The 15,254-nt window shown below is 47.8% G+C and carries 13 protein-coding genes; 7 read left to right on the top strand and 6 right to left on the bottom strand.

Annotation, left to right across the window (positions count from 1 at the left end; all coding sequences use genetic code 11):
• Window positions 1-160 precede the first annotated feature (160 nt).
• Window positions 161-1,372 carry a PQQ-dependent sugar dehydrogenase gene (locus D829_RS0116115; protein WP_017689947.1) on the top strand — a complete coding sequence of 404 codons (1,212 nt, stop codon included), beginning with the start codon at window positions 161-163 and terminating at the stop codon, window positions 1,370-1,372.
• Between the two features lie 772 nt (window positions 1,373-2,144).
• Here D829_RS0116115 and D829_RS0116110 read toward each other — a convergent pair.
• A complete protein-coding gene (locus D829_RS0116110) occupies window positions 2,145-2,903 on the bottom strand; it encodes an MBL fold metallo-hydrolase (RefSeq protein WP_036661245.1) in 759 nt (252 codons plus the stop codon).
• Window positions 2,904-2,932: 29 nt separating this feature from the next.
• A complete protein-coding gene (locus D829_RS0116105) occupies window positions 2,933-3,475 on the bottom strand; it encodes a hypothetical protein (RefSeq protein ID WP_017689945.1) in 543 nt (180 codons plus the stop codon).
• A gap of 104 nt (window positions 3,476-3,579) precedes the next feature.
• On the opposite strand from D829_RS0116105, the gene D829_RS0116100 reads away from it, so the two are divergent.
• The gene (locus D829_RS0116100; protein ID WP_017689944.1) at window positions 3,580-4,443 is read left to right on the top strand and encodes an SDR family oxidoreductase; all 864 of its coding nucleotides are present in this window, start codon (window positions 3,580-3,582) and stop codon (window positions 4,441-4,443) included.
• A 47-nt stretch (window positions 4,444-4,490) separates the two neighbouring features.
• On the opposite strand, the gene thrS is transcribed toward D829_RS0116100, so the two are convergent.
• The 3 genes from thrS to D829_RS0116085 form a co-directional block, all read right to left on the bottom strand.
• Window positions 4,491-6,491 (bottom strand): threonine--tRNA ligase, encoded by a 2,001-nt coding sequence (thrS, locus tag D829_RS0116095; RefSeq protein WP_017689943.1) that lies wholly within the window; start codon window positions 6,489-6,491, stop codon window positions 4,491-4,493.
• Between the two features lie 473 nt (window positions 6,492-6,964).
• Window positions 6,965-8,725, bottom strand: a complete 1,761-nt coding sequence (locus tag D829_RS0116090) for a HAMP domain-containing sensor histidine kinase (protein ID WP_026081206.1) — start codon at window positions 8,723-8,725, stop codon at window positions 6,965-6,967.
• Window positions 8,722-9,483, bottom strand: coding sequence for a response regulator transcription factor (locus D829_RS0116085; protein ID WP_017689941.1), 762 nt, complete (start codon window positions 9,481-9,483; stop codon window positions 8,722-8,724). Before D829_RS0116085 ends, D829_RS0116090 begins: the two co-directional genes overlap by 4 nt.
• Before the next feature lie 220 nt (window positions 9,484-9,703).
• On the opposite strand from D829_RS0116085, the gene D829_RS31210 reads away from it, so the two are divergent.
• Together D829_RS31210 and D829_RS0116075 are read left to right on the top strand one after the other, a co-directional pair.
• On the top strand, window positions 9,704-10,804 hold the full coding sequence (locus D829_RS31210; protein ID WP_017689940.1) for a M23 family metallopeptidase: 1,101 nt from the start codon (window positions 9,704-9,706) through the stop codon (window positions 10,802-10,804).
• A 96-nt stretch (window positions 10,805-10,900) separates the two neighbouring features.
• Complete coding sequence (locus D829_RS0116075; protein WP_017689939.1) at window positions 10,901-11,404, top strand: GNAT family N-acetyltransferase; 504 nt, start codon at window positions 10,901-10,903, stop codon at window positions 11,402-11,404.
• Between the two features lie 148 nt (window positions 11,405-11,552).
• On the opposite strand, the gene D829_RS0116070 is transcribed toward D829_RS0116075, so the two are convergent.
• Complete coding sequence (locus D829_RS0116070; RefSeq protein WP_017689938.1) at window positions 11,553-12,044, bottom strand: DinB family protein; 492 nt, start codon at window positions 12,042-12,044, stop codon at window positions 11,553-11,555.
• 286 nt (window positions 12,045-12,330) lie between these two features.
• Between D829_RS0116070 and D829_RS0116065 the strand changes: the two genes are divergently transcribed.
• The 3 genes from D829_RS0116065 (at window position 12,331) to D829_RS0116055 (ending at window position 15,128) form a co-directional block, all read left to right on the top strand.
• A complete protein-coding gene (locus tag D829_RS0116065; RefSeq protein ID WP_017689937.1) occupies window positions 12,331-12,750 on the top strand; it encodes a hypothetical protein in 420 nt (139 codons plus the stop codon).
• On the top strand, window positions 12,747-14,036 hold the full coding sequence (locus D829_RS0116060) for an ammonium transporter (RefSeq protein WP_017689936.1): 1,290 nt from the start codon (window positions 12,747-12,749) through the stop codon (window positions 14,034-14,036). Before D829_RS0116065 ends, D829_RS0116060 begins: the two co-directional genes overlap by 4 nt.
• A 150-nt stretch (window positions 14,037-14,186) precedes the next feature.
• Entirely contained in the window at window positions 14,187-15,128 is a 942-nt protein-coding gene (locus D829_RS0116055; protein WP_017689935.1) for a YwqG family protein, read from the top strand.
• The last annotated feature ends 126 nt before the right edge of the window (window positions 15,129-15,254 follow it).

Raw genomic sequence — 15,254 nt, 5'->3', positions numbered from 1 at the left:
TTCTCGGTTTAAGCGGCTGGTATGAAGGGTAATACAGGGCGAAACCGCTTTACAGATGAATAATAACACCACAACTATAGAGAACAATACATTAACAATACGTTGAAGCATGGCTTATTTATTTGATACAAAAGAACGATATGCGAAGGGAGATGTAATCATGAATAATCGAGTAACCGTTCCACTGTATGCTTCATTATTAAGTGTGGCACTGTTAACAGCGTCATGTTCTTCAGGCGAACCCTTTACGGGAGGAACAGGGCAGTCGTCTCAGGGACAGGGAACCGGTCAGGGACAGACAGCCAACGGAGGCAATACCAGTGCAAGTGGAGACGAGAGTGGAGCGCAGGGAGAGGTGGGTATTCCCTATCAGGCTTCCGTTCTGGTTGAAGGAATGAATGCACCATGGGAGATTGTGAGTGTGCCTGATGGTCGGATGTTTGTAACGGAACGCCCTGGTGCGATTCGGATCATTGAGGATGGAAAACTAGTCTCTGAACCACTGATTGAATTCTCAGCTCCGTTTAATGAAGAAGGTGAAGGAGGTCTATTGGGCCTTGCAGCAGATCCGGACTTTGAGGAGAACGGTTACTTGTATGCATACCACTCCTATCTGGAAGGCGACGACATTGCCAATCGTGTGTTACGCCTCAAGGTGAATGATGGCAAAGCCGTCATAGATCAAGAGTTGCTTGGTAACATTCCAGGCGGAACGAATCATAACGGTGGGCGGATCAAAATTGGCCCGGACAAGTTGCTCTATTTCACGACAGGTGAGCGCTATGAACCGGAATTGTCACAGAACGAAGATAGCCTTGGGGGTAAAATATTGCGGATTGGTCTCGACGGATCGATCCCAGCAGACAACCCATGGCCGAATTCACCCGTATACAGTATGGGACACCGCAACGCACAGGGACTGGCATGGAACCCGGATAACGGTTACCTCTATTCCACTGAGCATGGTCAGCGGAATCATGATGAGATCAACCGGATTGTGGCCGGGGAGAATTATGGCTGGCCCGAGGTAGAAGGAGACGATGATGACAATGGCGCATATCAGGCTCCGCTTGCACATAGTGGGAATGATACATGGGCGCCGTCTGGTGTAGCTTTTGTTGAGGAAGGACCTTGGGCTGGATCACTGATTGCTGCGAATCTGCGTGGAGAGCAGCTGCTGAAGGTTACTCTTTCGGAAGATGGCACACAGGTGGAGAAGGTGGAACCCATCTTCGAAGATGAATGGGGCCGGATTCGCAATGTAAGTGCTGGAGAGGACGGAAAGTTATACGTACTTACGAACAATCGGGATGGACGGGGATCGCCACGTGATGGGGATGACAAACTAATTTTACTTACTCCGGAGAGTTGAGTTGGGAGTCAGGGGATATAAAATCAGTGTTGCAGGACAGCATCGAACCGAATTGGTCCCGCCGTAAGGTAGCGAATGGAGTGAGTTTAAAACGAACGGTTGCCGCTTATCTTGAGCCAAAGCCCTGAAGTGCCCTGAATCTAAATCGCTCTAAATAAAATTTTTCTAACGAACCTGACGCACCTTAAATAGAGGTTTGGTGACGATCGTAGAATTTAACGAACCTCAGCCGCGCTATATCGCCAAAATTCACTCGAAACCTGCGGCAAAACCAATGAAATGAGTAACTAAGCTGTCTGGAGTTCGTTAGAAAATCTTGATACTCAAAATACTGCGTATAGGGTGTCTGAGATTCGTTACAAAACAACTATAGCGTTTAGACTGTGCCCAATTCATTAGAGGCGGACCTCAGTCAATAAGTAGACACCTACGTTACGGATTTTCCGGTGAATTGTTTTGCCAAACGGGCAGGGGAAAGATACTGTGCACATGCCGCGGTGCAATATAAGATACTGCGTACATACTGTATGCATATCGTGCGCAATAGGAGCTACCATACGGTCAACACCAGTGCAGTAGTAGAAGTGCGTGGTTAACTAATCAAAGGAGCTGTCCCCGTCAAATTCATGACATTTGGGACAGCTCCTTGATTGTAATGTATGTGTCATCCTAATCTTGAATGAGCTACTCCGCACAATGCCGCACGAAGAGAAACAGCGTTAATAGGATGCTTGTGTCATTCCAAAAACACTCACAGCTCCGCGTTATTTACTTACTCTGCGCTCTCCGCAAGTGTGGCAATACGCTGAGCCGGATCATTCATGCACTCTCCACCGTGATAACAGAGAACTTTATTGAGCTTCAGGTCGGTCAGTTTCTTCAGGCTTCGCAGCGCTTCAGGCATGTCCGGTGTCGCTTGTGGTGCAGGGCCAACCAGTTTATCATCGACCACACGAAGTTCATCGGCAGCGAGAAGGAACTGCTGCTCCCCGAAATACAGGCAGATATGGCCTGGGGTATGTCCCGGTGTGTGAATGACCTGTGTACCACCTTGAAGGGGTAACAAGTCTCCGTCCGCCAGAGTTCTACTAATGTTCACTTCAGGCAGCTGCAAGAGCAGTTGGTCTGCCAGTGCCAAAACTGGTGCGGGCAGCAGAGCACGACGTTCAGGCATGAACTTGATCAAAGGCTTCTCACCGGTTAGATATGGAATCTCATCGGCATGTGCCCAGATTTCCAGATCAGGAATGGCATCCAAAAGAGCACCCAAGTTACCGATATGATCGATGTCCTGATGAGTAATAATCACACGTTTGACGTCCGAGAGCTGTACGCCCTCTTGTTCCAATGCGGATTGAAGTTCAGCGAATTGTCCAATCATGCCTGTATCCACCAGGGTAACGCCATCTACATCACGAAGCATGACGGGGAATATGGGGCTGTTCCCAGAAGGTGTAGGAATCTGAAGATTTAGCACAGTAATCGAAGTTGTTGGATGGCTCATGGTGATCCGGACCGTAGTCCGGTACACCTCCTTTTCTTTTTCAGCGATGATTGTTGTTATTCAGGGCGATTATATTTTAAATGTTTTCTATATTTTTTTACAGTATGGAGTAGCGCTTCGAACGTTTCTTCTTCATTACTGCCATCCTTAACGATGGAGACAAACGAGAAGTGTTCATGAACAAGTTTGTTCCTCGTCTGAAACACCAGACTAAGGGCTTCAGCGAAGTGTTCCTTTACGGATTCCAGAGCAATGAACTCTTTACTCAGTTCAGCCTGAATAATCTCCATGTTGGAGCGTGCACGGTAGGCAGGAGTTTTCATCAGCTGAGTCGAATTAAACTTTTTCTGATATACGTCGCTGTACAGTTGATGTAACATTTGTTCAATAATGGCGCATAGTTCGATGACCAGTGAAGCATATCTTCGGTTTTTACGTTTTCGGGTGAGCTCACATGTTTCTTCTTTGTCCAAGACACCGTATTTTTCATACAGCGTAGAATCAACGGTCTGCAAGATTTCCTGATATTCCTGTTCGAGTAGTGCGATTTCAAGTTTGGCTTGTTTTTTAACTTTTTTAAAATCTTCTTTGGTCAGCATACTTGTCCTCCCATGGAAACCGAGATGTGATCCTATCATTATCTCATATTGTCCGTCGTCGCGCCTCTAATTTCGGAACCTCAGGTTCAGAAGGGAAGTACCTCATGTCCAATCAGACAGCAATTGTAACAGGAGCTAACTCAGGTATGGGGTTGGCAACCACCATTGAACTTGCAAGGCAAGGATATCGCGTAATTATGGCATGCCGCAGTGAGAAGCGCGGACAGGATGCTCTTCAGGAGGCTGTGCGTCAGTCCGGTTCTTCTGCAATTGAATTGATGTTGTGTGATCTGGGTTCACTCGAAAGTATACGCCAGTTTGCCCGCACTTTCCGCGAGCGTCATGATTGCCTTGACGTTCTGGTTAATAATGCGGGGGTGGTGATGGTCAAGCGGAAGGAAACTTCAGACGGGTTCGAACAGAGTATTGGCATTAACCATCTGGGGCATTTCCTGCTGACCTTACTTTTGATAGAACCACTGAAAGCTGCGAAGCAGGGACGGGTTGTGAACGTTTCGTCAGGTGCTTACAAGGCCGGCAAAATCCACTTCGAAGATCCACATCTGCACAAAGGGTATAATCCGATCAAAAGTTATGCTCAATCCAAACTGGCGAACGTGCTGTTCACTCGTGCACTGGCAAGCAAACTGTCAGGTACGTCTGTCACAGTGAACTGTCTACACCCTGGTGCGGTGGGAACGAGTATTGGCGTAGATCGCAATACCGGATTTGGCACACGCATTATGGCGTTTGCAGGTAAACTTCCATTCTTTTTGTCGCCTGAAGAAGGTGCGCGAACGGCTGTTTATCTGGCCACAAGCCCTGAAGTTGTCGGGATCACCGGGCGTTACTACTATCAGCAGAAAGAGCAGCAGCTGAAGGCACATGCCGTTGATGATGCTTCAGCTGAGCGTTTCTGGACGTGGAGCGAAGAACAGGTGGGGCTAAGAGATGACGAGAAGTTGTAATTCAGCACAAGCTGATGAGTGACCGATGAATAGAGTCGTTACATCTTTTATACTTTTGCTTTTACAGCTTGTTGGATCATTTCAATAACAGCTTCAATACGTTGGATGCCTTGATCTCCCTGACCGTGTGCACGGACAGAGGCGGATGAGGCATTTTTCTCATTCTCACCTAGCACGAGCGAATAAGGCACTTTTTCCATCTGGGCTTCACGGATCTTGTACCCGAGCTTCTCGCTGCGCAGATCTGTTTCTACCCGAATGCCCGCAGCCCGGAGCTCGCTCTGTACTTGGAGTGCATAGTCTGCGTAATGATCTGATACAGGTAGGAGCTTCACTTGCACAGGTGCGAGCCAGAGTGGGAACGCTCCTGCATAGTGCTCAGTCAGGATGCCGATGAAACGATCGATGGAACCATAGATGGCACGATGGATCACGACCGGACGGTGTTTCAGGCTATCCTCGCCAATGTAAGTGAGGTCGAACTTCTCTGGCATTTGAAAATCAAGCTGGATTGTTCCGCACTGCCAGCTACGCTTCAGCGCATCGAGGATATGAAAGTCAATTTTCGGTCCATAAAAGGCACCGTCTCCTTCGTTAATGCGATACTCCACGCCCCGACGATCCAGAACATTTTGCAATGCGCGTTCCGCCTGATCCCACAGTTCCTCAGATCCCATGGAATCTTCTGGACGAGTGGACAATTCAATCTTATATTCGAACCCAAAGATATCGTACATACGTCCGATCAGTGAGATCGCCTGATTAATCTCGTCCTCGATCTGCTCTGGCATGACGTAGAGATGAGCATCATCCTGGCAGAATGTCCGCACACGCATCATGCCGTTCAGGGCACCTGAGAATTCATGGCGGTGAACCTGACCGAATTCCATCATGCGAATCGGTAATTCGCGATAGGAATGAAGTGTGTTTTTGAAGATCAGCATATGCCCAGGACAGTTCATCGGTTTCAGTGCAAAAGTGGCATCGTCCACTTCGGAGAAATACATGTTGTCCTTGTAATGCTCCCAATGGCCGGATTGCTCCCACAGCCGGTTGTTCATCATGAGAGGAGTCCGAACTTCCTGATACCCTTCCTGCAATTGCAGCTCACGGGAGAATTGCTCCAGTTCAGTGCGAACAGTCATACCTTTGGGCAGATAGAAGGGCATGCCGGGCGCTTCTTCGGAGAACATGAACAGTTCAAGCTCTTTGCCAAGTTTACGGTGATCCCGTTTCTTCGCTTCTTCGAGCATGTGCAGATGTTCATTCAGCTGGGCTTTGTTCGGGAAAGCAGTGCCGTAGATGCGTTGCAGCATCTTATTATCCGAGTTCCCCCGCCAGTACGCACCAGCCACATTTAACAACTTGAACGCTTTGATCCGACCAGTGGATGGAAGATGGGGACCACGACACAGATCGAAGAACTCTCCTTGATCATAGATCGAAAGCTCGGCATCCTCTGGCAAATCCTGAATGAGTTCAAGCTTGTAAGGGTCCTGGATTTCTCTGAAGATACGGAGGACTTCTTCCCGGCTAACGACGCGCCGACTGATCTTTTCATTTTCCTGAATAATTTTGTTCATTTCCCGCTCGATGGCAGCCAGATCACTGATGGACAGGGCATGCTCCAGATCAACATCGTAATAGAATCCATCTTCAATGACTGGGCCGATACCCAGTTTCACTTGTTCTGCACCGTAGATGCGTTTGAGTGCCTGTGCGAGCACATGTGCTGCGCTGTGACGATAACGATACAGACCTTCCGCACTTTCCAAAGTAACGATAACAAGTTCGCAATCTTGCTTGAGCACCCAATCGAGATCGACATTCTGACCATCTACAATACCGCCAATGGCCTGTTTTCCCAGGCTTGTGCTGATGGATGAGGCAACCGCACCTACAGTGATGCCTGCTTCGTAAGAACGTACCACGCCACCTTGCAGACGGACCTCAATGGAATGACTGGATGGTTGAAGATCATTTGCTTGGTTGTTTATTTCGTTACCTGATTTGTTGCTTGCTGAGTTACTTTTTTCTTGTTTGCTCATGTGAACCACTCTCCATTTCTTAAAATGAAAGCGCAAAAAACACCCGTCCCGGAAAAGGGACGAGTGCGCTTGGCTCGTGGTTCCACCCTAATTTTGGTTATGGTTCACCCTGCTCTCGGCCAGCCGCCGTGAACAGGAAACATCATAACCCTCATTGGAATCCGTTATCGGGGATCAGGCGGTGAACTCTACTGGCAACATGCTGAACATCCGAGGGAAGTTCGATATGTTGAGGTTCGAGGTCACGGCTGCAGAGGGGTAATTCCGGTCCGTTCGCTGAAGAAGGTTTCACCAATCCCCTCTCTCTCTGGGCAGCACGCAAACGAAATCTTGTCTCTGGTCATCGCCAAATATGTTAGATCAACTCATTAAAGTTATCCTGAAATGTGTTGCATTCAATATCAATATAATGGAACAGGTGTTATTGAGTGTCGATTATATAGACTGAAAATGGAAAGGTCAAGCGGAACATTTTAATTGGTTTCGGACGACCCATCCCATATTAAGCGAATGATCGTTCCTTCATCAGGGGTGGACTGTACCTCAATACGACCATTCATGGCTTCGATCAAACCTTTGGTTACCGCCATGCCCAGCCCTGATCCAACGTCCGATGTACCTGTATCTGTACCGCGATAGTATCGTTCAAATAACTTCCATACCGTCTCGGAGTCCATGCCTCTTCCATTATCGGCAAACTGAATGCTGAATTCATCTGCCTGCTTACCAGAATGCACACTGACAACCAGGATGGACTCGGGCGGATTATGAAGAAGGGCATTGGCAGTCAGATTATCCACAATTCGTTCAATCGACGGAATATGGACAAGTCCATACACAGGCACTTCGGAAGGTTGGAATATGATGCGACCTTCCCCATATGCCGGATTCCGTTCGGCGCGCTGGATCAGATCACGGAGCAACGTATTTACGTCAGTCTCTTCCACCACAGGTTGATATCCTCCACTGCGTAATCGATAGGTCATGGCAAGGTCGTTGACAAGCCTGTCCATATACATGGACTTATCCAGCATTATGCCTGCGAATTCCCTGACTTCCTCCGCGGTCCAACTATACTTATCCGCCTCAAGCATATGAGCATATCCCTGAATGGAGGAGAGGGGTGTCTTCAGGTCATGTGTTATGCCAGCAATCCACTCCTCCCGCAGAGAATCGGTCTGTTTCCGAAGTTCTTCATCTTGCTTCAAAGTGTGAGACAGGGCCTGCATGGAGCGAAGCACTTCAGCATACACGTGGTATTTTCGCTTCCACTTTCCGTTACGACGCTGACTGCGAGGCACTCCAAAGGCTCCGGCAGGTTCCTCGTAATGTCCTCGCTCCAGACGTTGTAACCATTGGAGCATATGCAGCATGGGCGAGCCAAATCGGTTGGCATACCAGAAGGCAAGCAAAATGAGCAGCATGATGATAGACACGATCAGGACGATCAGTGCCGGTTCCAGAATAAAACTGTAGGGGTTTTGAGTTCCGGTCGCCAAGGGATCACCAGGTATGCTAATCAGCCAGGTGGTTTCATTCTGTTCGTCGTACCACGTTGCAACAGACATACCTGATCGACTCGGATAGCGAATTTGCAGAACCAGTTCCTGAATAGTGTATTCGCTTGGTACACCCATGGCCGGTTTGTTATAGGAGGAGAGTTCGCTTCCTGACGCGTCCAATACTTGAAGATAAGCATTGGCGGTACGGAGGGCCTCCTGTTGGTCGGGCTGAAGATCAAGCTTCCCGTTGGTGAAAGCAAGATCTGAACGAATGTTATTCATTAAGGACTTGGCCGGGTTACTCTCGCCATATAACAAGGTGAAGTTCTTCCCGTTTTTCTCCCGGATCAGCATGACGATCTGATAAGGGAAGGGCTTCTGGCCTTCCCAGTATGCAATCAATTCCCCCGGTTTATAGTGAGTAGGAACATCGGCGGGTGTGTGGTATTCATCAATGGCGTAACCTTGTTCATCCAGAACTTGGAGCCAGCCTTGATATTTATCCACTTGCTTTAGCAATTCGGGGTCATATCGGATCGTATTATCTGGCAGGATCTCTGCTGTATTAATCAATTGGTCCAGACCGTTAGCAGCAAAGTCATCCACCAGAGTCACTTCATTTACCTTTTGCACGACCCAGTAGGTGGCTACGGACCCAAGCAGGATGATAAGAACGACTGCACCGGCAAGCATCCCGATAAACCGGGTCATTAACCTGCGACGAATACTCATGGGCGTGACACATGTTCTGGCTGAATCAGTTTGTAACCCAGACCCCGGACGTTTACGAGAAACACCGGATTGGAAGGATCGGCTTCAATGCGCTCCCGAATGCGGTGAATATGAACCATCACGGTATTGTCATCACTAATGGCTTCCGAGCCCCAGACCCGCTCATATAGATCTGATTTGGTGAAGATTCGATTGGGATGTTTGCAGAAAAAGAGTAACAGTTGAAACACAAGTGCCGGACAGGATACGGATTCTCCTTCAACCCGAAGCTCACCAGCCCACTCCAGCACCTGGAATCGTCCAAAGTCGTACACGCCTTCCGATGTGCTAGGAGATGACGCATTTACGTTAGATGGGACGTGATCCGAGATCGCTGCGGTTTTAGAAGGTAAATAACGCTTCAGTAATGATTTAATTCGAGCAACGACTTCCAGCGGATTAAAGGGTTTGGCGACATAATCGTCGCCACCAACGGCGAATCCGGTTAATTTGTCATAATCGGTTGTTTTGGCCGTTAGAAACAGGATGGGCGCATCGGTGACCTGCCGTAGAAAAGGACAGATTTCCAGTCCGCTTTTGCCAGGAAGCATGATGTCGAGCACGATGCAATGATACGTCTTGTTGTTGCACGCCTCAATGGCAGCTTCGCCTGTTGTAACGGTATCAATATCGAGAAACTGCTCTTTGAGCAGAACGGTTTTGAGCATATGCAGAATAGCCTGTTCATCATCCACGAGCAGTAATGAGACGTTATCCATAGTTTAAAAATGACCTCCTGATCCTTCCGTTGTGTGTATTGCTAATCATACCATCCAAGAGGGCTGTATAGCTTACAAGCTATCTTAACGGAATCTTAATTATGCAGCCTCAAAAGGCGTTGCAAGTTTAACTGCATGTAAGATGGGGTTAGACGAAGGATAAGACTCATTCTGTACACTTAACTGGAAAGTATAACGATTAGCAGAAGGGATGTTGAAAATGAACAGAGAAGGTCATGTGAAATCAGAGCAACATACACATTCGAAATTACAGAATAAAAGGGGGTGGAAGGTGCTTGCGATTACCCTTGGAGCTTGCGTGATATTGTCTGCTTGCGGCAACGGCAACTCGATTACTTCCGACCAGGCGGAGCAGCAGTCAGCTGAACAGGCGTCCAATAATGAAGCGAGCGAGAACTCCAATCAGGAGCAGAACTCAAGTTCAGAGGTGAGCGCGGTGGTTACACCGGACAATTTCATAGATACGCTGATGAACGGTTCAAAGGATGCAATCTATAATCAATTCTCTCCCGAATTGAAGGGGACGTTAACACTTGAACAGTTCAAAACAACGGCTGATCCTTTTCTGGAAGGTGTTGAATCATGGGAGCAAGTGGTAGACTCTGAAATGAATCAATTATCTGAGCATGCCTGGAAGGATCAGACTGGGACGAAAGGGATTCGAGCCTATTTTTCCGAAGAAAATCAGATTGAGGCTCTGTCGATCCAACCGCTGCAAGCTCATGAGGACACGGATGCCAAATTCACCAAAACCGAATTTCAATTGCCGATGAAGGGAGAATGGTATGTATTCTGGGGAGGCAATGATGTGTTGTCGAACTATCATTATGAGCATGAAACGCAGCGCTACGCATTGGATATCGTTCGGACCAAAGAACAGTCAAGTTATCAAGGTGATGCAAAGGAAAATCAAAACTACTATGCTTTTGGTGAACCACTCTATGCAGCTGCGGATGGAACCGTTATCGAAATCAAAAACGATATTCCGGACAATGTACCGGGTGTCATGAATCCGGAAGAACCAGCCGGTAACTATGTGGTGATCGACCATGGCAACAGTGAATACAGCATCACAGGACACATCAAGGAAGGCAGTGTTTCGGTCAAAAAAGGAGATAAGCTCAAGCAGGGAGACCCTATCGGTGAGCTTGGTAATTCGGGGAACTCCAGTGAAGCTCATCTGCATTTCCAGGTATCGGACGGCCCGGATCTGTTCACATCTCGCTCAATTAACATTCGTTGGGCAGACCAGACTCAGCAGTTAACTCGTGGAAACACAATTCAAGGACTGGCAGAGTAATTCTCTGTCAGAATGTTAGGGATGACGAAGGCTTCTCTTTTCCATTATAATATCCTCTATGATAATAGAACGATCTGAAATGATGGAGGAATAGCGATGAAACTGGAAAATTTGCAGATTGAATATGCGCGCCTTGAAGACTTGCCGAGGATTGTAGAAATTTATAATTCTACCATTGAGAGCCGTATGGCAACAGCGGATTTGGAACCGGTGACAGTGGAGCAACGTGTCCCGTGGTTCGAGGAACATTCACCGGATCATCGTCCTCTGTGGGTGATGAAGCAGGCAGGACAGGTGGTAGCTTGGGCGAGTCTCAGTTCATTCTATGGACGTCCTGCGTATAATGGAACGGTGGAAGTTAGTGTATACGTGGATCAGCAATGCCGCGGAATTGGGGCTGGTGGACGTTTGCTCGAAACGGTATTTGCGGCGTGTCCTGCACTTGGAATTAAGACCATTCTTGGATTTGTCTTCGGGCATAACGAACCGAGTCTGGGGTTATTGCGCAAGCATGGTTTTGAACAGTGGGGATATTATCCGGAAGTTGCCGTGCTGGATGGTGTGAATAGAGATTTGGCGATTTTGGGCAAAAAAATATAAGCGCTGTGCTTATTTGTGATTTGAGCATGGGGATGTCTGAATAGTTCAACACTATATTGGAACGTTGAAACCTCCAACCTTAATTAATAGGATTGGAGGTTTTTTGTCGTACAAGTATATTCTTCGCTATGTGAACGTGGGAGTTGTGCTATACGCCAAGCTGCTGTTTAATCTCTTGAATCTGTCCCAGATGACGTTCCTCATGATAACTTGCAAAGTCAATCCAGTGGGTAAGATCCATCTCACCAAATACGGGATGAGGAAAGGACTTGCTGTGCAGCAGGTCAGGATCATGATCCAATGCAAAGTTGTTTAACGCTTGATGAGATTCGTCCAGATCACTGCGTACATCTGCGAGTGCTTCAGGCGCTGCTGGAGGCTGAAGATGGGGTGGTGCCTCGACGGAGCGGCTGCGATCCAACGATAACTCATATGGTTTTTTGTCCACAGACATTGTCTGTTCCTTCTCAAGTGCAAGGCGGGCTTGTTTTCCAATTACATTTTCCATCAGATTCAGATGACGTAATACTTGCATAATACTCCATTGTTCGGGTGAAGGTTTTCGGTTCAATTGTTCTTCTTCGAGTCCCGAGACGGCTTCCCAGATTTGGTTGCGTATATCGTCATTACGAGTAAACATTGTGCAATCCTCTCCTTATATACAGGTTCTATGATACAGGTAGTCTGTGTATGTTCATTACCCAAAATGTGGATGCTTATTCTATAAGCATTGAGAATGGAAAGAGTGAATGCGAATCATAGGCAAGATTAGCCTTGTTAGATGTAATCTGTGCCTAATAAAAAAAGCCGTTCTCTATGAACGGTTCATTTGTATCCATCCCAAGTCCAAAAAAAGATTGACGGGCAGACCCCGGCAAACTATAATCGGTACAAGTAACTTGATATGTAAGGAGTCCTGACATGATATGTTAGTGATCGACGAGGTGTATCACCATACAGCATTGCAAATATCATCGTCCGATTTATTGTACCTTATCAAACGGCTGAAGGTCAAAAAAGAAAATGAGATCCAAACGCTCAAGCAGAAGATCGAACAGTTCGAACAAAAGCGTCGAGCGGAAGAGGTCGCTTATCAATCGTTGTCAACCGTACGCAAATGGTTCGCGGGACATCCCGCATCCCACCATCAGGCGGTAGAGTATATGGTGCAGGTGAAGGAACGTTTTCGCAAGATGGAACAGATTCGCAGACGCATACGTGAATTGGAACAGATCGCAGAACGAATTAAGCATCCGGACAGCATTGAGCGGGACGAGATTGAGCTTGCGCCCGATACAATCCGTGAGCTCAGACAGCTTAGTGAAACGGAGGATGTACAAGCATGACTTTGGAGACGTTAAGCACCGGGATTGATACGGTCTGGGTCGTACTGAGTGCAGCGATGATTTTATTGATGGAGGGTGGATTCGCCCTGCTCGAGGCTGGCTTTGTGCGTTATAAAAATAGTGTGAACATTATTATGAAGGTATTTGCTGACATTACGATTGGAACGTTGCTGTTCTATGCCATCGGTTTTGGACTGATGTATGGTTCGGACGTTGGCGGTTTTGCGGGAGTAACGGGATTTTTCCTGAATGGGGATTTGTCTCACCTGGACGTACCGGTATCTCTGGAGACATTCTGGTTGTTCCAGGCCGCTTTTACCATTGCCGTAATTTCCATCGTTTCAGGAGCGGTAGCCGAGCGCATCAACTTCCGTGCTTATCTTCTGTATATCATATTGATGACGGCGATCATCTATCCGATTGGTGGACACTGGGCATGGGGCGGCGGCTGGCTTAGTCAGCTGGGGATGCAGGACTTTGCCGGTTCGGCTGTCATCCATGCGCTCGGCGGATTCTCGGCACTCGCTGCTGCGATTATCATTGGTCCTCGTAAAGGGAAGTACACGCCACTTGGCGTAAGTGCCATTGCACTCCCGAGCAATCTACCACTGGCATCTGTAGGTGCATTTCTGTTATGGTTCGGCTGGTTTGGCTTCAATGCGGGTAGTACTCTCAGCGCGACGGATGTGAGAATTGGTCACATTGCGATTGTCACGATGTTATCTGCGGCTTCGGGTGGTGCGGTTACGTTGCTGTATACGTTATTCCGCTTCAATCGTTCAGATGCACCATCAGTCATTAACGGTTCGCTTGCGGGACTGGTCGGAATTACGGCAGGCTGTGCTTTTGTTGGCGATGTAGCAGCGATATTCATTGGGGCAGTATCCGGTTTATTGATGATGGCTGCCACTAACTGGCTGGACCGTCGGCAGATTGATGATCCAGTTGGTGCTTTCCCGGTGCATGCCGCATCCGGAATGTGGGGCACGATTGCTGTAGGTCTGTTTGCCACGGATGGTGGATTATTCATGGGCGGCGGCTGGAGGTTGCTGGGTGTTCAGGCACTTGGCCTTACAGCCTTGGTCATCTGGGGATTCGCCATGACTTGGATCGGGTTAAAGTTGATTGGCAAAATTGTGCCTGTGCGTTCGACAGAAGAAGAGGAAGATCTAGGTCTGGATATCAGTTATCATGGGGTGATGGCAGCCCATCAGGCCCATGAATTCCTGGACGGTGAGGAGCATATACGCGCTTACCAGGAAAAGTCTTCTGATCCAAATCGTTGAAATTGAATACAGGATAAGGAAAGGGACTGACAGAGCGTGTCAGTCTCTTTTTTTGCTAGAAGCAGGGAAAGACGTCAGGACGGAAGAATATACAGGTGTGAACCTGAATATGTCTCAGCATAGGTGTATTGTCAAAAGGGGAGGATCTATATGATTAAGCCAGAACAATGTGAACGTCTAACCAGAAAAGCCCGTAAAACACTTGAGGAATATGGTTTGGGTGTCGCTGCCGATCTGTTGTTATCTTCAAGCCGCTGGGGAATTCGCCTCGATGTATCCACACTGGACGAATATCGCAGAACAGGAAACTCACGTGTGGGTGGACATCCGGATTTGCCAAGTCGCATGGAGTGGCCCGTAACACAGAAAGGAATTCCTATGACTTTCCTGGCCCAGTTGAACCTGGTGGATTTGTCGCCGTATACGCCGAATGATGGGCGCGGGACTTTGCCTGAACGTGGCATGTTATACTTTTTCGTTGGCACGGATGAATCTGCTTGTCCCATTGAACATCGTGTGATTTTTGAGCCGAGTTCTCATAACCTGATAAGGCGAGAGCCTGAAGGTGATACCGCGCTGGATGGAGCCCCGTTTGTTGCACATTCGGTGACTGTGCTGCCTAATCTTGAGTTTCCTACATATGCATATATAGACGCCAACGCGCTGAATGAGCTCTCGCCGTCTCTGCTTGAGACCGATGAGACCGAAACGGAAGTGAGTCTGTATGACCGTTACCTTGAATTCGAGTCGAGTTGGAATCATCCAAGTACGCTGAATTGGGGCGGTATGTTTGGATATCCTGACGGGCAGCATCCGGATGCCGAGCATCGTGCCTTGTTACAGATCGCACTGGGAGAAGGGTACGATTATAATGAGCAGGAATGTGAGAAGAAACTGACCAAATATTACGGCGGAGATGAGGATCGGACATGGCAGGAACTATCCGATACGTTGCTGCTGTTGAAGATAGATACCCATGATGCTATTGGTTTCCAATGGTGGGATTGCGGGGAACTGCAATTTTTCATTCGCAAGTCTGACTTGGAGGCTGGACGATTCGAGCAAACGTATTGTTCGTTATACTCAAGTTGAGCAAAGATTTGAACTCATATAGGCAACAAAATGTCCTGAATCCCGTCTATAAGAAGGAGGAAGGACTTTTTTGTTCGTAGATTGATAGATTTGGGGTATAACTTGTTTATATTTTAAGGAGGGATA

Origin of the sequence: Paenibacillus sp. PAMC 26794 (assembly GCF_000316035.1) — a bacterium.
Taxonomy (GTDB): Bacteria; Bacillota; Bacilli; order Paenibacillales; family Paenibacillaceae; genus Paenibacillus.
This window is presented reverse-complemented; position numbering and strand designations above follow the sequence as displayed.

Excerpts from the sequence above, each read along its gene's own strand:
- D829_RS0116115 (WP_017689947.1), top strand. The coding sequence starts at position 161 with ATGAATAATCGAGTAACCGTTCCACTGTATGCTTCATTATTAAGTGTG.
- D829_RS0116105 (WP_017689945.1), bottom strand. The coding sequence starts at position 3,475 with ATGCTGACCAAAGAAGATTTTAAAAAAGTTAAAAAACAAGCCAAACTT.
- D829_RS0116100 (WP_017689944.1), top strand. The coding sequence starts at position 3,580 with ATGTCCAATCAGACAGCAATTGTAACAGGAGCTAACTCAGGTATGGGG.
- thrS (WP_017689943.1), bottom strand. The coding sequence starts at position 6,491 with ATGAGCAAACAAGAAAAAAGTAACTCAGCAAGCAACAAATCAGGTAAC.
- D829_RS0116090 (WP_026081206.1), bottom strand. The coding sequence starts at position 8,725 with ATGAGTATTCGTCGCAGGTTAATGACCCGGTTTATCGGGATGCTTGCC.
- D829_RS0116085 (WP_017689941.1), bottom strand. The coding sequence starts at position 9,483 with ATGGATAACGTCTCATTACTGCTCGTGGATGATGAACAGGCTATTCTG.
- D829_RS31210 (WP_017689940.1), top strand. The coding sequence starts at position 9,704 with ATGAACAGAGAAGGTCATGTGAAATCAGAGCAACATACACATTCGAAA.
- D829_RS0116075 (WP_017689939.1), top strand. The coding sequence starts at position 10,901 with ATGAAACTGGAAAATTTGCAGATTGAATATGCGCGCCTTGAAGACTTG.
- D829_RS0116070 (WP_017689938.1), bottom strand. The coding sequence starts at position 12,044 with ATGTTTACTCGTAATGACGATATACGCAACCAAATCTGGGAAGCCGTC.
- D829_RS0116065 (WP_017689937.1), top strand. The coding sequence starts at position 12,331 with ATGTTAGTGATCGACGAGGTGTATCACCATACAGCATTGCAAATATCA.
- D829_RS0116060 (WP_017689936.1), top strand. The coding sequence starts at position 12,747 with ATGACTTTGGAGACGTTAAGCACCGGGATTGATACGGTCTGGGTCGTA.
- D829_RS0116055 (WP_017689935.1), top strand. The coding sequence starts at position 14,187 with ATGATTAAGCCAGAACAATGTGAACGTCTAACCAGAAAAGCCCGTAAA.